14 protein-coding genes and 1 tRNA gene are annotated in these 20,315 nt (G+C 46.3%); 11 read left to right on the top strand and 4 right to left on the bottom strand.

Annotated elements, in window-relative coordinates; translation table 11 throughout:
• Positions 1 to 21: 21 nt before the first annotated feature.
• Positions 22 to 2,832 carry an InlB B-repeat-containing protein gene (locus tag DWB79_RS08360; protein WP_016523600.1) on the top strand — a complete coding sequence of 937 codons (2,811 nt, stop codon included), beginning with the start codon at positions 22 to 24 and terminating at the stop codon, positions 2,830 to 2,832.
• 210 nt (positions 2,833 to 3,042) lie between these two features.
• Here DWB79_RS08360 and DWB79_RS08355 read toward each other — a convergent pair whose 3' ends face one another.
• Positions 3,043 to 3,609, bottom strand: coding sequence for a redoxin domain-containing protein (locus DWB79_RS08355; RefSeq protein ID WP_016523599.1), 567 nt, complete (start codon positions 3,607 to 3,609; stop codon positions 3,043 to 3,045).
• Positions 3,610 to 3,959: 350 nt separating this feature from the next.
• Here DWB79_RS08355 and DWB79_RS08350 point away from each other — a divergent pair, with 350 nt between their 5' ends.
• Together DWB79_RS08350 and DWB79_RS08345 are read left to right on the top strand one after the other, a co-directional pair.
• A complete protein-coding gene (locus DWB79_RS08350) occupies positions 3,960 to 4,796 on the top strand; it encodes a M23 family metallopeptidase (RefSeq protein WP_016523598.1) in 837 nt (278 codons plus the stop codon).
• A 27-nt stretch (positions 4,797 to 4,823) separates the two neighbouring features.
• Positions 4,824 to 5,735 (top strand): selenium metabolism-associated LysR family transcriptional regulator, encoded by a 912-nt coding sequence (locus DWB79_RS08345; protein WP_016523597.1) that lies wholly within the window; start codon positions 4,824 to 4,826, stop codon positions 5,733 to 5,735.
• Between the two features lie 13 nt (positions 5,736 to 5,748).
• Here DWB79_RS08345 and DWB79_RS08340 read toward each other — a convergent pair whose 3' ends face one another.
• From DWB79_RS08340 to DWB79_RS12195, 3 genes are all read right to left on the bottom strand, one after another.
• The gene (locus tag DWB79_RS08340) at positions 5,749 to 6,552 is read right to left on the bottom strand and encodes a cytochrome c biogenesis CcdA family protein (protein WP_016523596.1); all 804 of its coding nucleotides are present in this window, start codon (positions 6,550 to 6,552) and stop codon (positions 5,749 to 5,751) included.
• On the bottom strand, positions 6,545 to 7,180 hold the full coding sequence (locus DWB79_RS08335; RefSeq protein ID WP_016523595.1) for a TlpA family protein disulfide reductase: 636 nt from the start codon (positions 7,178 to 7,180) through the stop codon (positions 6,545 to 6,547). Before DWB79_RS08335 ends, DWB79_RS08340 begins: the two co-directional genes overlap by 8 nt.
• 186 nt (positions 7,181 to 7,366) lie before the next feature.
• Complete coding sequence (locus DWB79_RS12195; RefSeq protein WP_255347312.1) at positions 7,367 to 7,498, bottom strand: hypothetical protein; 132 nt, start codon at positions 7,496 to 7,498, stop codon at positions 7,367 to 7,369.
• Between the two features lie 48 nt (positions 7,499 to 7,546).
• Between DWB79_RS12195 and DWB79_RS08330 the strand changes: the two genes are divergently transcribed.
• The 8 genes from DWB79_RS08330 to DWB79_RS08295 all read left to right on the top strand — a co-directional run bounded on the left by DWB79_RS08330 (position 7,547) and on the right by DWB79_RS08295 (position 20,262).
• Positions 7,547 to 7,620, top strand: a tRNA-Arg gene (locus tag DWB79_RS08330).
• Between the two features lie 241 nt (positions 7,621 to 7,861).
• Positions 7,862 to 14,023 (top strand): Ig-like domain-containing alpha-2-macroglobulin family protein, encoded by a 6,162-nt coding sequence (locus DWB79_RS08325; RefSeq protein WP_016523594.1) that lies wholly within the window; start codon positions 7,862 to 7,864, stop codon positions 14,021 to 14,023.
• A 75-nt stretch (positions 14,024 to 14,098) separates the two neighbouring features.
• Positions 14,099 to 15,712, top strand: a complete 1,614-nt coding sequence (locus DWB79_RS08320; RefSeq protein WP_016523593.1) for an ATP-binding protein — start codon at positions 14,099 to 14,101, stop codon at positions 15,710 to 15,712.
• 20 nt (positions 15,713 to 15,732) lie between these two features.
• A complete protein-coding gene (locus DWB79_RS08315; protein WP_169558578.1) occupies positions 15,733 to 15,966 on the top strand; it encodes a DUF3791 domain-containing protein in 234 nt (77 codons plus the stop codon).
• Positions 15,948 to 16,448 (top strand): DUF3990 domain-containing protein, encoded by a 501-nt coding sequence (locus DWB79_RS08310; protein ID WP_016523591.1) that lies wholly within the window; start codon positions 15,948 to 15,950, stop codon positions 16,446 to 16,448. The genes DWB79_RS08315 and DWB79_RS08310 overlap by 19 nt, the downstream gene beginning before the upstream one ends.
• On the top strand, positions 16,442 to 16,654 hold the full coding sequence (locus DWB79_RS08305; RefSeq protein ID WP_016523590.1) for a DUF3791 domain-containing protein: 213 nt from the start codon (positions 16,442 to 16,444) through the stop codon (positions 16,652 to 16,654). Before DWB79_RS08310 ends, DWB79_RS08305 begins: the two co-directional genes overlap by 7 nt.
• Before the next feature lie 384 nt (positions 16,655 to 17,038).
• A complete protein-coding gene (locus DWB79_RS08300) occupies positions 17,039 to 18,421 on the top strand; it encodes an MFS transporter (RefSeq protein WP_016523589.1) in 1,383 nt (460 codons plus the stop codon).
• Entirely contained in the window at positions 18,418 to 20,262 is a 1,845-nt protein-coding gene (locus DWB79_RS08295; protein ID WP_016523588.1) for a glycoside hydrolase family 2 protein, read from the top strand. The genes DWB79_RS08300 and DWB79_RS08295 overlap by 4 nt, the downstream gene beginning before the upstream one ends.
• Positions 20,263 to 20,315 lie beyond the last annotated feature (53 nt).

Genomic DNA, 20,315 nt, shown 5'->3' with positions numbered 1-20,315 from the left:
TTATTATAAAGGAGTTTTACTATGACACGAACATTCACTTCACTACTTCGTGCGCTTGTGCTGTTGATAAGCGCGGTAGTAATGGCAGGTTGTCCGCAAGGGAACCAAAATAACAAGCCGGGCGTCAAATCGCAAGCGTATAAGGTAACGCTTACTAAAAGCGGCCACGGCACGGTAACGGCAGTTCCTGCGCTACCAACCGATGGCATGGTTGCAAAGGATACGCTTATCACCTTTACTGCGAAGCCTGATGAAGATTTTGTTGTAGACCGATGGACACTTTCAACCGGCGGTTTTGAAGCCGGTACCGGAACAGACAGTAGTGCCGTCGCAAAAATAAAGGTAACGGCTGCGGTAACGGTAACGGTAAACTTTAAGTCCAAACCTGAAGGAACCGTTAAGTACACAGTAGAGCACTGGCAGCAAAATATTACAGGTACGGACTACACCAAAGTGGCGGAAGAAATCAAGTACGGTAAGCCGGGTGAAAACACTCAAGCAGAGGCTCAGACCTACGAAGATTTCAATGCAAAATTGCCCATAGTTCAGCACATAATAGATGGCAACAGTACAACGATAGTACAAGTGTATTACGACAGAAAAGAGCTTAATAACACCAATCCTGAGCTTGACGAAAGTAAACGGAAAGTTCTTATCGAAGAAGCAAAAATCATTATATTGGAAGCGGAATATAGGCTCAATACGTATTGGTCAGGTTTAACTGATGAGGTAAGGAACCAGTGTCAACATATCATGACTGAAATTTCCCGGTATAAATGGCAGCTTGAGAGTATTGTAAGAGAAACTAATCCTGCCACTGCAGAAATACGGACATCAATAGGCAATCTCAAACAGAAAATCGCCGAATTTGATGCAGCGCTCAAAGATAATCAAACCTATCAAACAGCACTCGCCATAGAAAAGGCAAAAACGCAGCTTGATATTGCCCGTTTAAAAATAGAAAAAACTCAGTTAGAATTAGCAAATATAAAATTTGCAGAAGAAAAATCGGGAAAAACAATTGACGCATCGCTTAAAAATGCGGTAACCGCTGCCGTAACCGCTTTGCAAAATGCGACAGAAGACCTTAACAAGGCTGTTACTGCTTCCAAACCGCAACAGAGCGAAGTTGAAAATAAAATGGCAGTTTTAAGGGACAAAATAGCGGAGCTGACCGTCGCAATCAAGCCGTTACAAATTGCAATAGCAGATTTGGGGAAGGAATTTTTAGCAGGCGTACCGGTATTTGTAAAGGAAGACGGCATAACCGTTGAAATGAAAAACGGTGAAAGCATTACCTATACCGACTTAAAAGTTTTAAAGAATCTCTATCCCGATACAACCTTAAACACTGAAAATGTTGCGGTACACGTTGATGCTTTAACGCCTGCTTTAGTAAACGATTTTTTTAAAAATTTTACACACCTCAATATTGATATTTCAAAGGAAGTACAGGTAACAAGCAATGACACCCAAGACCCCGACGCCGACGGCAATGTACAATATTTTAAGGCCTCGGACTTATCGGAAGTTACCGAGAAAATTAATTTTGTTGATAACTCGTCCGGTTCAATGAACCCGTTCAAAACCTTTCAGTTTGAAAACATAAAAGGGAACATCGTTATAGCGGATACTTTTTCCGGTTTTGATCATCGTGAACTCGAAGCTTTTGTTACGGACTCTTACACTCTATATAACGGTACTGTCATACCGCGCACAAAAACATGGGTTACCTTTAGCCAACTGACAAAGCTGATCCGCTGGTTAAAAAAGTATGAATTTTTCAATAACAAAGTTAGGTTCGGTGATATGCTCGTTGTCAACAAAAGGGATGGGGATCAAGGTGTTTTAAACTGTCTTGATACAATGATAAATGAAAATATTGAGAGGTTTGAATTAAAAAACACCCCCGGCGAAGAGTACAGTATAAAATTTGCCGGGCACAATAGTATCCGCTGCTATATGATACTGCGCGGTTACAGACCAAATCCGGAAATAACCGTTCCACAGCTTTTGCAAATTAGTAAAAGGTGCCGAGGGGGAATGTCTTTACGTTTTAACATAAAAAACCTCAACTGCAAAAAACTTTCAGCTGATGACTTAAAAGACCTGACCTTTGAAGGCGCATGGTTTAGCGGACATTTTGAAGGTGAAGACACCGACTTATCCGAAATTTCGTTTAGAAGAGCAAGCAGCAATGCCGCAGGTGTAGTCAGCTTTACCGGTGTACTTCCCAAAAATCAGGCGGGGGCTCTTTACGGATATCTTATTATCCGTGATGCTGAAATTCCCGATTTTAGCGACCAAGAGGATTTTATTTCAGATTGGGGTGATGATCCTGTCGTTATAGAAGCCCGAAAGGGAATTGCGTGTTTACCAAGCCGCATAGAGAATCTAATTGTGCATAACCTAAAAGGGCTTGATAAAATTGCCAAGGGCTTAACTAAAAAAAAGATATCTGAGTTATACATTAATGGAGAATTTACATTCGGTTATAACTACACGACGATTGGTGAGCTGCTTACTATAGGGGATAGGTATGCACATTTTTATGCAGGCATGTATATCGGTTCTGAAGAAGCTTATAAGGAATTCGATCGGCTCTATACTTTTAGACATCTAGGGTATTGGTATGAGGAGGATAATACAAGCAGATTCGTATGTTTTACCGATAAAAATAATCATATTATTAAAGGACCGTATGCGCGTAAGTCGGATAAAATTAAGAAGAATGATCACGGCAAGTGGGAATACATAGAAGACGGAGAACTCATTCCCGTACCGCTGGGTAATTATAAGCAGGACGAAGACGGCTTTTTTGAAGAAAAATAAGGGTACGGTACCGGTGTAGCGTCCCGCGGCAGCATTCGCTTCACCGGCATTGTAGTGCAATGCGGGAGAAGCGAATGCTCACCACCCGTTATATATAAAAAAACCTCTAAAAACCTGATTCGCAATCCGCTTTAGCGGATATGATAAATCATTTCCTTACAGAACAAGCCGATAGGCTTGATGTTTTTAGAGGTTTGCAAGCAGCCGTTTTTAGATTTTTCCAACTAAGTCGATAGAAGGATACAGTGTATTTTCACCGGGATGCCATTTGGCAGGGCATACCTGATCTCCGTGCGCTGCGGTAAACTGGGCGGCTTGAACCTTGCGCAGTAATTCGGATGCATCGCGGCCGATACTGTTATCGTGTACCTCGTATGCTTTAATGATACCGTCAGGGTCAACGACAAAAGAACCGCGGAGGGCAACCCATGTTTCAGGTACAAGGATGCCCAACGAAGCGGCAAAAACACCCGCTTTATCGGCAATCATTTCATAAGGCAGAGTACTGATTGTCGCACTTGCATCAGCCCATGCCTTATGCACAAACTCGCTGTCTGTAGAGACGGAAAAGACCCTACATCCGATTTCTTGAAATTCCGAATACAGCTTGCCCAAATCGGCTAATTCGGTCGGACATACAAACGTAAAGTCTGCGGGATAAAACATAAATACAGCCCAATTTCCCAGCAACGACTGACTCGATACGGTGGTAAACTTTCCCTTACAGTATGCAGGCAAAGTAAAATCAATAATCTTTGTTCCGATTAAATTTTCCATACAACACTCCTATAACTTAAAATAATAATCGTTACGATAATAATGAAACACCCTCTAAATGTCTAGTGCGGGCTAACCGCACTGATAATATTTCAATCGGTTACCTCCTTGTTACACGAAATTTTTCTAAAATTTCGTGTAGTTTTTTTGAGAACGGGCAACCGAACCAGACAAATGGATAAAAATCGCAGAATAATGGAGGTTGGACAACCATTTGAACCGCGAAGTGGTTCAACTCTGGTTGAACGGCCTTCATTATTCTGCGGGGTTATTTTAAAACAGTCTGATGCGGTTGCCCTCAACTACAGTATTGAGTTTTTTATGTAATAAGCCGATATTTATAGACGAATATGTCTAAGCATCGTTATTCCGTCTGTTTTTTTATTTTTTCTCTTGCCGTTTATTCATCCGCCGGAGCGGATACCCTGCATATATTGGAGAAAGGCGAAACGCTCTATGCGTTAAGCCGTAAATATTCGGTGCCGGTTGCTATCCTCCTAGAACGGAATAACATCAGCGATGCGGGAAAAATTACGGTTGGACAAAAAATCTATATTCCCGAAACATACACGATACAAAAAGGCGACACGCTTTACAGCATTGCAAAAAAATTCTCCGTTACCGTCGAAGCATTGCGGAAAGCGAACAGTCTTTCCGATTCTGCCGTCTTAAAAGTCGGAAAAATATTGATTGTACCGGAAAGAGAAAAAACTGCCGTTGCCGCAGCTTCCAAGAATACAATAGCTTCCGCCAATATGACGACAACTCAGCAAACATCTCCGGCTTCGTGGGAGGATCCGCGTTCTTACGTAAAAAAATCAATCGATAAAAAGCTTCTCTGGCCTGTTCCTATATCCGATATTTCATACCTGTCAGGAAAGCTCTACGGCGTTGTTATCGATTCGACAGCGAATGCTCCCGTACAGGCTATCGCTTCGGGGCGTGTCATTTCAATTGGTCCGCACCGGGGATACGGACAGGTTATCTTTATTCAATCCAAAACAAAACATGTCTATGTATATGGAGGATTAGCGCAGATACTTCCGCAAGCGGGCGCGCACATTACCGTCGGTCAAAAACTCGGTACCCTTGCTGCAGACTCTCTCACCGGTACGCCGCGTCTTTATTTTATGGTATACTCTAACAATAAACCGCTTGATCCTGCAAAGGCTCCACGCGGCAAATAAAACCGTTGTGCCACCGTTGGAGGAAATATGGAATTTAAGCACCTTGAAGTATTTGTAAAGCTAGTCGAAAACCTCAGTTTTTCTATAGCAGCTGAAGAACTGAATATTTCGCAGCCGACAGTCAGCCTGCATATTAAGCAGCTTGAAGAAGAACTCGACACGCCGCTGTTTATTCGTTCGACACGGGAACTGAAAATTACAGAAGAGGGAACAATACTCTACCGCGAAGCAAAGGATTTACTGCAACAACGTTCGTCGCTTATCGATCGGTTTATCAATCCCAATCGAAAGATTCTGCGGCTCGGAGCTTCTACTATTCCAGCGGGGTATATTCTCCCTTTTGTATTGAGCCGGTTCAGAAAAGACCATCCCAATATTCTTATCCAAGTTGAAGAACACAACAGTTACGAAACGATTAAGCGGATTTCCGCTCGAAAGGTCGATGCCGGTATCGTCGGAATGAAACCCGATGATGAAAACTGTGAGTTCCGACCGATTTATCAAGATGAGTTTGTCTTTATCACGCCCAATATTCCCTATTATCGGGCTTTACAGCAGACAAAACCTGATTTAAAGCGGATCGCACAGGAACCGCTCATCGTACGGGAAAGCGGATCAGCGGTAAAGCAAAATATGGAACTTATGCTGAACGCTGCGAATATTTCTATGGAATCGCTTCATATTATCACCTCGATTAACAATATCGAAGTGATAAAGCGGCTTGTCGCGCAAGGGGCAGGCACTTCATTTATTTCCAAAATCGCTGTAGACGATATGATAGACCGCGGAGAGCTGCTTGCGTTCTCTCTTGAGCATATACCGCACCGCTACCGCGATCTCTATCTTGTATGGAATAAAAAGATTACAGTCCCGACATATTTGCAGGAATTTTTAGACTGCGCACTTGCATATTCTCAAGATAAGTTTTCAAAAACTTGAGTATAAACAATCCCTAAACACCTTGGAACAGTAGCCAGCGGGCAAACGCACCGGCAATAGTGCTGAACGGTGGCGTCCCTGTCTGTGCATATTCTTCAAGCGCATAGCCTAACTTTACAAAGAAGGTTGTAATGCTCGCTAAACCGGCGGTTACCATCAATATACCGAAGAAGATAATCAGCAATCCGGCAGTTATTTTAACCCCGCGCGTATGCCGCTTGAACCACTGCAGCACCGGTTCCGCTTTATCAAAAAACAACCCTACCAGCAAGAAAGGGATGCCGAGCCCGAGCGAATACGCCCCAAGCAAAAAGGCTGCTTTTACGATATTACCTGCCTGAGCCGCAAAGAGCAAAATAGACGACAATATCGGCCCGATACAGGGACTCCATCCGGCGGCAAACAACATACCGAATACAAAAGCCTTTGAAAAACTCGCGGCAGTATTCGGCGCCTGCGCTTTTATCTCCCCGCGTAAAAACGGTATAAAATCGAAGAGCATGTTAAGGCCGAGCAAGATAACAAGCACCCCTGCCCCCCGCATAATCATACGCGGTACGGCACTGCCGATAAAGCGGGCGCCCGTACCGAATAAAATTGCAAGCAGCACAAACACAACCGTAAATCCCAGTACAAAGCTAACACTGCGCAGGAAAAGGCGCATACGACCGCTGCTGCCTTCACGGATTTGAGCCAGCGATTCGCCTGAAATAAAAGAAAGATAGACAGGGATAAGCGGCAGGACGCAGGGACTTAAAAACGAAAGCAGCCCTGCAAAAAAAGCTCCGAATAAGCCGGGAAGAGAGGCACTACCCATCGGCCAATTCCTTGAGCAGCTTTATCAATTCCGCTTGGTCATACTCCATCGCCCCAACACGTGCAGCGATAACCTTTCCTTCTTTATTAACGAGGTAGGTAGAAGGGAGCCCGCGTGCCGCAAAGATAGACGACAACGCATTCGATTCATCTAAATAGATAGGGAATGTATACTTATTTTTCTTGATAAAAGATGCGACTTGCGAACGGTGTTCGCCGGCATCGACGGCAACAATCCGGAAGTTTGTACCGCTCATCTGCTGGTATAAGCGCTCGATGGAAGGCATTTCCGCACGGCACGGCGGACACCATGTCGCCCAAAAATTGAGGAGCGTGATGTTACCGATAAAATCGCTCACTTTAACAGGCTCACCCGTAAGTGCAGGTATGGGCGCGGCTATCGGCAGATCAATCGGCTGCTCATACACATAAAACCCGAGCGAACTGAGCGCTGAAACCAGATCGATATTGGTATGTTGAGCCGCAGATGTTTGCACTGCCGCAGAAGCAGCAGCGGTTGACTGGGCACTCGAATCCGGCGTTGTGACAGAAGTGGCGGTCTGTTCCTGTTTAGCGGAACAGCCGAACGCAAAAATACTAAAAACGAGACATAAATATAATATTTTCATGCACACAAAATAGTATATTTACGGTAATAAGTCAAATATTAGGAATGATTTTTAATTAAATAATTCAATAGCAGGGCAAATGCATCAGGTAGAGTAGAGCAAAAGCGCAAAATAATTGGGGCTACTAGAAACAGTCTGATGCGTTTGCACGATAGGTTCCTTAAAATTCAACAGTCGAACAAAATATCAATTTTTGAGACCGTTGAATTCGTGCGCGATAGCGCACACGTCAATAAGCGATGTTTGCGTAAGCAAACTCGCAGCGTTTTTCAGCCGCGCTATTTCAGCGGCTGAAAATAAACCTTGACTTTTTTTCACTCCTATTGTATACATATACCATATTTGCAGTGTTCACTGCGAGTTCAGGAGATCGTAGCTCATTTGGATAGAGCAACTGCCTTCTAAGCAGTAGGTGGCGGGTTCGAATCCCGCCGGTCTCATCTTATCCCCCATCAATCTCCAATAGCAAAGATACTTCATAATTATCCCTTTTATCTTTCATCTGTGCAAATCATCAACTTAAAATTTTCTTTTGCGCAAAATTTTCTTTAATGATAGCGATAGCCGTGAAATACCGTGTTGTATATTCACTGTGGCTCTTGTATAATATTAGAAGCATTTATAAACCTTTAGTTTTTAAGTGTCCCAACTACTGATGAGTTGAATGGAGTACAAAGAGCGATGAAAAAATCCGGTATTGTTTTAATGATCATAACTATGACGGTTCTTATCGCCGGCTGCGGCAAAGGTTCAAGTTCGGGCGATGCGAATCAAAAAGCGTATATCGCAAAGCTGCAAGAACAGACGCAGCGCAAGTACAATGATCCGAATATTTCGGATTTTGAAAAGCAGTTTTTACCGCAGTATGCAATAGAAACGCCCGAACCCGTACAGAATGCAAAGATACCGGCGTTTAAAGCGCCCGCTCCGCAATCATCGGCAAAAGATGTCTCGGTCATTCCCGGGATACGGGCGCTTACGGCATACAAAACCTCCTACACGCCTCAATTGACGGCAGAGACCGGAGAGCAAACCAAAGGCGAAGCGGAAACCATCGACCTTCCGCAGAGCGGAGCGCTTACGGTTGCCGATTGGGGACCGAAAGGCAAGATTCCCGCGGCGGTAACCTCGCCGTCCTTTTATGTCGTGTTCTCGCTGCCGGTTAAGGCAATCGGCGCCCTCGGCAAACCGGAAACGGAGTCTCCATACCTATCGATTAGTCCTGCCGTAAAAGGCATATTCCGCTGGTACGGCTCGCGGTACCTTGCTTTTGAACCTGAAGAAAGCCTTAAACCCGGTCAGCAATACACGATAACCGTTAAAGACAGCGTACGGGCGCTCAACGGAAAACAAATAGAAGGAAAAAAGCAGTTCACCGTTACCAGCGAAGTGCTCCGAATCACCTATTCTCAGCCCGGCTATATGCTGCGGAAAAACTCCGACCGGTGGATACCCATCAACACCGCCAACCTGATTCCGGAAGCGGCAAACGATGTACAGCTCCGCTTCAATTATCCGGTACAGCCTGCCGAACTGCAATCGATTCTTTCCGTATCGGTACAGGAAGCAGGGAAACAAGCGGTTCCATACCGTGCTACCGTTAGCCGCCTCGAAGGGGAAAACGACTTTAACGTATTGGTGAATATCAACGGCAAAATCCCCTTTAATGCAACGGTTACCGTAGCGGCAAAACGTCCGGACGGCTCCCTTACCACGGCGCAATACCATACGCTCAAGCCGTTTACCTGTAAGAACGCATCGGTTTATCATAACGACTACGGCTATAAAAACCCGATAGAGCTCCGGTTCTCCCATCCGGTGGATAAAAAGACCATACTCAACAATATTTCCATAAAACCGGCGCTTACATTCGGTGAAAAAAACATCGAAGTGCACAATGCAGAATCATACTATTCAACCGTACTTATTCACGGCTTGCCGGTCGCACCCCAAGAAACATACACCGTTACCGTACAAAACGGCATAAAGGACACCTACGGCAGAGCTCTTGTCTCCGCTGCATCCTATACGGTTACCGTTCCCGATGCACCGAGTTTTGTGCAATATACCGATACGGGACATCTGATGCTGGAAGCGGCGTATCCGCATAAATATCTGCTTGAATATCAAAATATTCTTTCCCCGTCGAGCTATGCAATCGCAAAAACCGGCAATCCGCTTGATCTAAGCTCCTGGGGAGAGGCTTATGACCGTTCAAAGGCAAAGACCTTAGATGCTTCCGTACGGAATAAACGGCTATTTGAACTCGCCGACCTTGACCCCTACCTTGAAAACGGCAAGGGCTTTGTCTGCATCGATTCGGAAGTAACACTCCCGCCCTATTCTCAGCGGGATAAAAATCCCCGCGTCAACCGCCGAACCTCGACCGTGCAGGTAACGGATCTCGGCATTACCGTCCGTTCCGCACTCAATAAAACCGTCGTACTGGTTTCTAAGCTCTCGACAGGAGAACCCGTTGAAGGCGCTTCGGTATACCTGTACGATGCGAAAACCGATAAGAATGAAACGGTAAGCCCCGAAGAAGGTGCGCAAGATCCCTTTGCCTCCGGCACCACCGATAAAGAAGGACTTGCCGTCCTTCCCTACGGAAGCAAAAGTATCCGCTTTTTCCGCAATGCGAAAAATTATGCTGCCGTATTTGTAGAAAAAGACGGGGATAAAGCTGTTTTTTATCCGCATACCCACAGCCCGTGGCGCTTCGATGTTCCTGCAGCGTACTATCCGCCGGAAGTTGCTGAAACACATCAGCGGACGTTCCTCTTTTCGGACAGAGGGCTGTATAAACCCGGAGAAACGGTTTCGTTCAGAGGTATCGACCGCACACAAACATTCAATACTTTCACACCGTACGAGGGGCAGTACATCATCACGTTATCGGGTTATTCATCGGAAGGAGATGAGGTCGAAGTTGCAGAACAAGAAGGCGCCTGTACCGATTCGGGGAGCTTTTGGGGAGCATTCGACTTACCGGAAGATTTAGCACCCGGCTCCTACAGTCTGACCTACCGGCGGACTGACGACGATAACAACCGCCAAGCGCAGGAATGCCCCATCACCGTTGCGTATTTTGAAAAGCTGAAATTTCAGGCGGAAGTAACTATGCCGCAACAGCCGGTCATTATGGGAGATACCATCAAAGCGGCAGTATCCGCCTCGTACCTTTCGGGCGGGGGGCTTGGCAAGGCTGCATATAGCGGAAGCTGGATGCGGCAGGGTGCCTCTTTCAGCCCTAACCATGCGGCATTAAAGGACTATCGGTTCGGAGTATCGGGCTATGGTATCGATCATGTTGCATCGTTTTCCGGAAAACTGTCGAACACGGGTACGGCGGAACTTTCCTGCCAAGCGGCGGCTTCGGAAGGCATTATCGGCCTCCCCTATCGCTACAGCGCCGAGGTTTCGATAACCGACATCAGCAATCAGCAAATTTCCGCACGGAATACCGTTATGGTGCATCCGGCAGCGCTCTACATCGGGCTTGCACGGCCTGAAAACCTTACCGGCTTTGCGCAAAAGGGACAAAAGCTCACCTTCCCGTTCATCCTCGCCTCCCCCGACGGCAATCCGCTTGACGACACCAAACCGGCCGCGGGAGATTTTACCGTTGAGCTGATCAGGGAAAACTGGAAACTCGTGCAGGAGCGCGGTTCGGGCGGCAGCATTTACTCAAACTACGAAAAAGAAAACATCACCGAGCATACGGCAACCGTGAAACCCGCTGCAAAGGGAACGGTGCAGGTAACGCCGAAAAATGCCGGTTCATATATTCTGAGTATGAGCGGAACCGATACCGCAGGGCGCACATTCAAAACCGATTACCGCTTCTATGTTACCGGATCGGGCGCGAGCTTTTGGGATCGCGATTATGAAGATGCCGTGCGCCTAACGCCCGACCAATCGCTGTACAACCCCGGCGACACCGCCCGCATTTTGATGCAAAGCCCGCTCCCTGCGGGAAGATACCTCATCACGGTAGAGCGCGAAGGTATTTTTACGGAAGAAATCCGCGAACTCGACGGAAATACTCAAGTTTTGGAAATTCCCGTCGCAAGCAACTATATTCCCGTAGTGTATGTCGCGGTGTCGTCGTATTCGGTACGGACAAAGGAGCCGCAGCACAAGCACGGTGAACTTGACCTTGATAAGCCGAAAGGCATTTTCGGTATGACGCCGGTCTTTGTAAATACCCGCGTCAAAGCATTCTCCGTCGAACTCGCCGCGGATAAGTCTGTGTACAAGCCCGGAGAGGAAGCAACCGTTACACTGACGGCGACAAGAGGCGGTAAGCCCTTGGCCAATGCGGAACTCACCCTGCTTGCCGTAGACCGCGGTGTCCTCGATTTACTAGATTATCACGTGCCCAATCCGCTCGACTTCTTCTATGATCCCGACAATTTCCAGCTCGGTGTCATCGGCGGAGATTCCCGCGCGTGGCTGATGGATCCCGTTATGGAAGAAGCGAAAACCCTTGCAGGCGGCGATTCGGACGGCGGGAAAGGGGATGATGAAGCGGAACGCAGCGACTTTAACCCGACTGCGGTGTTTATTCCTATCTTAAAGACGGATTCAAACGGTAAGGTAACGGCAACCTTTAAGCTGCCGGATACGCTGACCAGCTACCGGCTTACCGCCGTCGGAGCACATACCGACCTTTTTGCCCTGCACGAAGAAGAGATTACCGTGCAGAACACCGTCAACATCCTGCCGGTTATGCCCCGCCGCCTCCGCGAACGGGATACGGCAGAATGCGGCGTCCTCATTTCCAATGTGGACACCCGCGCCCATAGCATTACGATACGCGCCTCAGTCCGCGAACCCGGCTCGCAGGATGATTCCGCCGCCGATGCACAGGGCGGTCAGCAAGGCAGCGCGGGAAATGCCGCCGGTCAAAAAAATGGACAGGGACAGGATACCTCGACGGTCGGCATACCGCACCGCGGAGCCGCCTTTATCGACGGGGAGACAACGCATACGGTTACCGTTGCAGGCGGACAGCAGGCTGCGGTCTACTTTGACATTGCAGCGGTAAAGGCGGGCACGGTAGAGGCGGTGTTTACCGTTTCTTCCGATGCGCTCAAAGAAAAACTGATTCAGCCGCTCGTTATCGAACGCCCCTTTGTCTTTGAAACCGTAACTTCAACCGGCGCTATCGCAAAAGATGAAAACGAAGCAGCCGAGGGGCTGATCATTCCGTCTATGGCAGATGAAAATACCGGCTCGCTCAGTCTGACGCTGGATTCAAGCGGACTCGGCGCGCTGTCATCGGCTATTGATTACGTATTCGACTATCCGTTCCTCTGCATGGAACAGCAGTCCGCCCGCATTCTACCGCTCGTCCTGTTTGAAAACTACATCGACGTATTCTCGCTTAAAAGTAAGGTACCGAATGTCCGGCATACGGTCAAAAAAACGATGGCGGCATGGGCGCGGGAACAAACGTCCGAAGGCGGCTTCCCCTACTGGCCGGGCGGCTGGTACGCGGACTTTTATGTCAGTTTACGGATTGCGCATATCTGCGCCGCCGCACAGCAGCGCGGATACAGCCAAGATGATATTGCCGTCAATACAAAAAAACTGACCGACTATATTCGCTCGCAGCTGCTTGCAAATAGGAAAACACTATCGCCGTACTTACAAGCCTACGCCTGCTTTGTACTGGCAATGAACAACGCCGGTTTTGATGAGAGCATTTTGACGGCAGTTCAGGCGCGTGTAATTCCTCAGCTGGAAGACTACACCGCGCAGCCGAATGATCTTGCAGCCCTTGCATTGCTAAGCTTAACCTACACACAGCGGAACCGCGCCGGAGATACAGCGAAGGCGGCGAAGTGTACGGAACGGATTATAAACTCCTGCCGCTTTACCACCCGCAGCGTATCGCTCGCGGTACCGCCGTTACAAGGCTACCGCTTCTGGTTCGGAAGCGACCTTTCCCTCGACTTAGCGCTTATTCTGCAGAGCTTGGTAAAAGCGGCGCCCGACCATAGCCGCGAGGATGCGGTACGGGCAGTGCTGTACACACTGCTCCAGCGTCAAAAAGGCGGCTATTGGCAAAATACGGCGACTACCGCTCACGTGCTGGAAGCAGTGTACGAATATATTCAGTATGCACAGCTTGATGCTACCGACCTTACCGCTGCGGCATCGCTGCCCGGCGGAGACCTGCTCACCGCGGCGTTCAAAGGAGCGGCAGCAAAACCGGCTTTCCAAATGTTCTCCTTTAAAGAACAGCCTGTGTCGGGAGCAAAGCGGGATACCCTGCTGCCGCTCCGCTTTACCAAAACCGGTACGGGACAGCTCTACTACACAGCCTCGCTTGCGTATGCACTACCGCAGGAACGCCAGCAGCCGCGCGACGAGGGGCTCGGTGTTTCCTGTACTATCCGCGACATCGCAGCAGATACAATCGTAACGCCGGAGTCGGAGAACAGCTCGATGATCACCCTCGAAAGCGGCAAAACCTACGAAATGGCAATCCGCCTCTCGTCGGGAAAGGACTATACGTTTGTCGCACTGCGGGCGCCCATTCCGTCAGGCGCGGAAATTTTAGACGCAGCCTTCGTTACCACCGCATCAAACGATTACGAGGAAGAAAATACGGAAGAGTCGTGGACTGATTGGCGGGATCTCAGTAAGCAGCAGATATACGACAACGAAGTTCAGTATTTCTGGAACAGTTGGGACAAAGGCGGCACCACGGTACGCTTTAAATTCCGTGCAGCCCGCCGCGGTGTATTCCCCTGCCCGCCCGCAACCGCCGAGTGTATGTACGAAAACGAAATCTTCGGACGAAGCGGCGGAGTGCTGTATGTGATTAAGTGATGGTGATGGGAGGATGGGTAAACGTATCAGACTGAGTAAATTGCAGAACGGCAATCTCCATGCTATAATACCGGTATGAACTTTTCACGAAAACTGCCGGTCGGCATACAGAGTTTTGAAAAACTACGCAGGGATGGCTACCTTTATGTTGATAAAACCGCATTTGTCCGACAGCTTATCCAGTCGTCTAATCCGTATTTCTTAAGCCGTCCGCGCCGGTTCGGAAAAAGCCTGTTTCTTTCAACACTTGAGGCGTATTTTCTCGGGCAAAAAGAACTGTTTAAAGGTCTGTATCTTGAAAAAGCCGAGGAAGAACAAGCGGAGTTCGAACAACGGGCAGCATGGGAAGCATATCCGGTATTGTATCTGGATTTTAATACGGGCAACTATATAGAATCTGATGAGCTCGGTATGAATCTGAATGGTCATCTCTGCAAATGGGAAAAACTATATGGGGTTGAACCATCCGAACAAAATTTTGCACTCCGTTTTGCCGGTGTTATTACACGAGCCTGCCAACAAACCGGTAAGCAAGTAGTCATCCTTGTAGACGAGTACGATAAACCCTTACTGCAAACCATGGGGGTAAATGAAACATTAAATGAGCAATACCGCAATACCCTTAAAGCATTTTACTCCGTAATCAAAACCTGCGATCAATATATCCGCTTTGCCTTCCTCACCGGCGTTACCAAGTTCAGCAAGATCAGTATTTTCAGTGATTTGAATAACCTTCGGGATATATCGATGGAAGAAGATTATGCCGGCATCTGCGGCATCACCCAAGAAGAGCTGGAAGCAAATTTTCAGCCTGAGATACAAATACTTGCGACACGGCAAGACTTAACTTATCAGCAAGCGCTTGCTGAGCTCAAGCAATGGTACGACGGTTATCTGTTCCATCCGGCAGGGGAAGGCATGTATAATCCCTACAGCGTCTTGAGTGCTTTAGCAAAAAGAGAAATCAAAAGCTATTGGTTCAGTACGGGAACACCGACTTTTTTAGTCAATTACTTAAAAGAAGCGCATTATTTTGTTCCGGATTTGGACGGTAATGTCGAACTCAATGAATCGGGGTTGGAAACGTATCGTGCTGTGACAGAAAATGCCTTACCCATTCTGTTTCAATCAGGGTACTTGACGATTATAGGGTATATCAAAGAAGCGCGGCTGTATAAGCTCGGCTTTCCGAATGATGAAGTACGATACGGCTTTTTAGAAAATCTACTGCCTGCATATTCAAGTTTACCGCTCGGTGATACAGGCAAGTCGGTATGGCAGTTTGTACAAGACATCCGTGAGGGGAAAGTTGACTCTTTTATGGAACGGATGAGGTCAATCATAGCAGGTATACCGTATGATAACTTCACCGAAGAAAACATGAAGCTGCGGGAACAAAACTATCAAACGGCAGTGTATTTGGTCTTTGCGCTGATGGGACAGTTTGTGCAGACTGAGGTGCATTGTAGTACCGGACGAGCTGACTGCGTGGTTACTACTGCAGATAGTATCTACCTCTTTGAGTTTAAACTTTCCGGTAACGGTACTGCGGAAGATGCACTCAATCAGATAAAAGAGCAGAATTATTCAGGTCAGTATAAGATGGACGGAAAAAAGATTGTGCTTATTGGTGCGAGATTTGATGAAAAAAAGCGCACAATCAAAGAGTGGGCTGTAGCTAATGGGTAATGATCGGTAGTGGGTTACAAATGAATGATCGAATTAAAAACACGGATGAACTTGAATTTGTGATATTCTGCATAGAGAACCTTGCACTCCGCTTAAAAACGGATGCCGAGCATATCTATACGGCGCTCGCAGAATCAAGCAGCTTTCTCTACGACTATATTGTTGCGCATTATGATGTACTGCATACTCAAGATAAGGAATACATCATCAATGATATACTTGAGGCGATGGATCAATGCGGGATAAAAGTATAATCGTGTATCACGGCTCTGATCGGATTATTGCTCAGCCTGACACCGAGCACTCGCGGCTTAGAGTGGATTTCGGCAAGGGATTTTATACCACACCGTTTTATGAACAAGCAAAAAAGTGGTGCGAAAAATATACAACGCGGCGGAAAAACGGGATCATCTCATACTACGAACTTGATGTGTCTGTTTATAAAGAATGCGTTGTTCTCTCTTTTGAAGCCTATACCGAAGCATGGCTTGATTTTATTTTGAAATGCAGAGCCGGTACTATGCCAAGTGATTATAATCGATATGATATAATTGAAGGCGGAATTGCAAATGATAAGGTATTTAATACGGTGGAACTTTTTTTTGACGGATTGATTGATAAAGCAGAAGCACTGAAACGGCTGCAATACGAAAAACCGAATTGGCAGATATGCTTTAAAACGCAGTCCATTATTGATAAGTACTTACAGTACAAAGGATTTAAGAGTATATGTTAGCGCATCCGGTTTTGCTGCAAAAAAAATATGCACGGGTTATCGCTCTGTATGCCGAAAAAGAGCATATCGGTTTAGATGCAGCCTTACAAAAATTCTATCATTCGGTAACATATAAATTAATGAAAGACGGCATTTCCGATATGCATTGTATGAGCGATGACTATCTTACGGAGGAATTGAAGGCAGAAGATATACACAAGAAGTAGTGAGCCGGTTACCTTGCCGGAATATTCTGTAAAATCGATCTCGGAACCCCGATAAAAAACAGTATTCCAAATATCAGAAATTCAAACCATGAAATAATCCATAGTAAAGAATTCATACAATTATCATAAAAATTTATCTTGAACAGATGTGAATCCCTACAATAAAGCGCTGTCAAGCAAATTTTTATATGCGTCGTAACAAAGAGTATTCAAGCCGGCTGCAACAGCCTCATTAAAGTTGATCAAGGATAGCAATTATCTTAAGTTTGCGTTACACTGATTCAGGTCTGTAATTTCTTTTGTGGTATTGTTTTTTTTTCTTTCTAATCTAACCATACCACGAATTACAGACTTTTAACACTCCTTACTTTATCTTGGATAGATATGATGAAAACTGAAAAAAGTCTTATTGGAACAAAACGGTTTTGGTTTTTAATGTGGGGCTTAGGTCTTGCGGGGCAGTTATGCTGGAATATCGAAAATCAATGGTTTAATACCTTTGTGTATGCAAAGATTGCAAAAGATTCCTCTATCGTAACGCTCATGGTTATTACCAGCGCTTTGGTCACAACATTCTCAACCTTCATATTCGGGACACTGTCGGATAGAATCGGTTCGAGAAGAAGATTTATCTCTATAGGCTACATCGTATGGGGATTGACGACGATTCTGTTCGGTCTTACCGAATTTGTGGGACACGGACAGGTCGGAACCGGAGCAAAGGCTTCAATCTGGGCAGCGGTCCTTGTTATTTTAGCCGATGATGTTATGAGCTTTTTCGGCTCTATGGGAAACGATTCGGGATACAATGCATGGAGCAATGACATGACTACCGATAAAAACCGTGGTCAAGTCGGAGCCGTACTCGCAATTCAACCGATAATCGGCACCATCGTCGGCACCGTATTGGGCGGTTTGCTCATCGGCAGCGAAAATAACTATCAGCGGTTGTTTTGGTCTATGGGTATCTTTGTCATCCTTGCAGGACTTCTCTCGCTTCTTCTATTAGAAGATTCTCCCGACTTAAAACCTTGCAAAACCGGTTCATTTTGGGAGCAATTGAGCTCAATCTTTAAAGCGGAAGGATTTTTTTCTCAAAAAGAATTGATGCTTGCGTGTATTACAACGGCACTGTTCTTTGTTTCGTTCAATGTTTATTTTGTCCACATGGGAAACTGGATGATTTACCGCATGGGCTTTAACGCTGGGAGCATGGGCATTATTCAAGGATTAAGTTTAGTCGCCGCGTCCCTGCCGGTGATCCCTGCAATCGGGATTATCAATAAGAGGCGTACTCCGCAGCTTGCCTGTTTTGCAATTATTCTGAATATCGTCGGCTTATGCATTTTATCGCTCTTTGCAAAGCCCTCAGCTTTTAACACGGAAACGGTATTCTGCATGCAAAACATTCCGCTGTTCCTTTCCGTTTTCCTTGCAGGTGCAGGACAAATTCTCGTTACGCAATCGATGACCATCTGGGTTAAAGAACTCTATCCCGAAACCGCACGAGGGCAGTTTGAAGGTATCCGTATTCTCTTTTTCGTCCTCACCCCGATGATTATCGGAACCGTGATAGGCAACATCATTGTTAAAAACGGAGCAGGCTCCATCGCGAATGAATTCGGAATCATCGAAAATATTCCCGCAGAATCCATCTATCTGTGGGGAGCGATTCTAGCGGTAACGGCGCTTTTCCCGCTCTTTTTCGCATCGAAAATGTATAACCGGCGCAGAAACGATCGCCTTACCATCGAGACAATAACATGAGAAAAAACAAACCGATAAAACCTTTACTCACACCGTGGGGTGAAGCGCTCGACAAACAAAAGCCCTTAAACGATTACCCACGCCCTCAGTTGGCGCGAAAAGAATGGCAGTGCTTAAACGGAGCATGGGACTACGCGATAACCGCCGATAAACAGATGCCTAAAATATGGGACGGAGAAATAATCGTACCGTTCTCTCCGGAAACAATCCTGTCAAATGTACAGCGGCAGTTGCTTCCGGGGGAGACGCTGTGGTACCGCAGAACATTCAACTTTGAACACTGTAAACCGAATGAGCGGCTCCTGTTACATTTCGGAGCGGTAGATCAACACTGTACCGTCTATGTCAACGGTAAAGAAGCAGGTTCCCATTCGGGGGGATACTGGCCGTTCTCTTTTGACATCAGCGATTTTTTAAACGGTGATACAACGGAAATCATCATTGCAGTTACCGACGATACCGATACCGGTGATGAGGCCTACGGTAAGCAAACCTTAAACCGAGGAGAGATTTGGTACACGGGGCAGAGCGGTATTTGGCAAACCGTATGGTGCGAAAAAGTTCCCGACACTCATATCGAAAAGATCAATATAGCTCCTCATTATCAAACAGGTGAAGTTGAAATTTCGGTTTTTATTACCGGAGCCGATACCGGCGGAAACAATGTAAACTCTTCGCATCGACTTGATGATATATATGTTAAACTTGATGATGATATACGCATTAAAATCTTTGACTCCGGTTCTGTAATTGCGGAAGAAATACTCACAACCAATCCGCTGCGGATAAAAATGCCTGCCGATTTTAAGAGTTGGAGTCCCGAACATCCTTTCCTCTATGATGTGGAAATCCGTGCAGGAGAGGATACGGTAACTTCATACTTCGGTATGCGGGAATTCGGAATCATCAACGGCAAACACGGTCCCGTTCTCAGTCTAAACGGAGCGCCGATCTTTCATCACGGGCTCTTGGATCAGGGATATTGGAGCGACGGAATGTATACGCCGCCTTCCGACGAGGCGATGATTTGGGAAATTAAAAAACTGAAAGATATGGGTTTTAATATGCTGAGGAAGCACATTAAAATAGAACCGCTCCGCTGGTACTATCATTGCGATAGGCTCGGAATGCTTGTCTGGCAGGATTTTGTCAGCGGCGGCGGCCCGTATAAACCGTTTGTCGTTCAATATGCACCGTGGCTCGGCTTCAATTTTAACGATACGAAAAACCGCTATGCCCTCCACGGACGCAAAAGCGAAAAGGGGCGAAACATATTTTTACGCGATGCCGAACGTACCATCGATTTACTGTACAATACGGTAAGCCTTTCGGTATGGGTTCCTTTTAATGAAGGATGGGGACAATTCGAAGCAGCCTCAATGGCGGAATACGTCCATAAAAAAGATCCCACGAGGCTCATCGATCATGCAAGCGGCTATTTTGATCAAGGGGCAGGAGATTTCCACAGCTATCACATTTATTTTAAGTCCTTCCGCCCGAAACCCGATCCGTTGAATCGGATTTTAGCCTTAACCGAATTCGGAGGGTTCAGCTTAGCCGTGGACGGTCATACATCCTCCGATATTTTATACGGTTATAAAATCTTCAAAGATAGACAATCTTTAAACGACGGTATCCGGAACCTCTATGAAACCGATGTATATCCGGCGATGGAAAAGGGATTGAGCGCTTCAATTTACACTCAAGTGAGCGATGTTGAAGATGAGGTGAACGGTATTTTTACTTACGACAGGAAAGAAACAAAATTGGATGGAGATTTGAGCTTAAAAATTGCCGAAACGTTACATGAACTTTTCAAAAAAAACTACTCCGATAAGTAAATGATGAGCAATATCTTCGGTAAATATAGCAGTATGGGTATGACATCAATATC

Origin of the sequence: Treponema medium (genome assembly GCF_017161265.1) — a bacterium.
In the GTDB taxonomy this organism is placed as follows: domain Bacteria; phylum Spirochaetota; class Spirochaetia; order Treponematales; family Treponemataceae; genus Treponema; species Treponema medium.
The sequence above is the reverse complement of the archived record's forward strand: the minus strand, read 5'-3'. Positions and strand labels throughout refer to the sequence as shown.

Bases quoted from the DNA above. Each gene is read 5' to 3' on its own strand.
- DWB79_RS08350 (WP_016523598.1), top strand. From the start codon at position 3,960: ATGTCTAAGCATCGTTATTCCGTCTGTTTTTTTATTTTTTCTCTTGCC.
- DWB79_RS08320 (WP_016523593.1), top strand. From the start codon at position 14,099: ATGAACTTTTCACGAAAACTGCCGGTCGGCATACAGAGTTTTGAAAAA.
- DWB79_RS08325 (WP_016523594.1), top strand. From the start codon at position 7,862: ATGAAAAAATCCGGTATTGTTTTAATGATCATAACTATGACGGTTCTT.
- DWB79_RS08345 (WP_016523597.1), top strand. From the start codon at position 4,824: ATGGAATTTAAGCACCTTGAAGTATTTGTAAAGCTAGTCGAAAACCTC.
- DWB79_RS08340 (WP_016523596.1), bottom strand. From the start codon at position 6,552: ATGGGTAGTGCCTCTCTTCCCGGCTTATTCGGAGCTTTTTTTGCAGGG.
- DWB79_RS08335 (WP_016523595.1), bottom strand. From the start codon at position 7,180: ATGAAAATATTATATTTATGTCTCGTTTTTAGTATTTTTGCGTTCGGC.
- DWB79_RS08315 (WP_169558578.1), top strand. From the start codon at position 15,733: ATGAATGATCGAATTAAAAACACGGATGAACTTGAATTTGTGATATTC.
- DWB79_RS08305 (WP_016523590.1), top strand. From the start codon at position 16,442: ATGTTAGCGCATCCGGTTTTGCTGCAAAAAAAATATGCACGGGTTATC.
- DWB79_RS08355 (WP_016523599.1), bottom strand. From the start codon at position 3,609: ATGGAAAATTTAATCGGAACAAAGATTATTGATTTTACTTTGCCTGCA.
- DWB79_RS08295 (WP_016523588.1), top strand. From the start codon at position 18,418: ATGAGAAAAAACAAACCGATAAAACCTTTACTCACACCGTGGGGTGAA.
- DWB79_RS08300 (WP_016523589.1), top strand. From the start codon at position 17,039: ATGATGAAAACTGAAAAAAGTCTTATTGGAACAAAACGGTTTTGGTTT.
- DWB79_RS08360 (WP_016523600.1), top strand. From the start codon at position 22: ATGACACGAACATTCACTTCACTACTTCGTGCGCTTGTGCTGTTGATA.
- DWB79_RS08310 (WP_016523591.1), top strand. From the start codon at position 15,948: ATGCGGGATAAAAGTATAATCGTGTATCACGGCTCTGATCGGATTATT.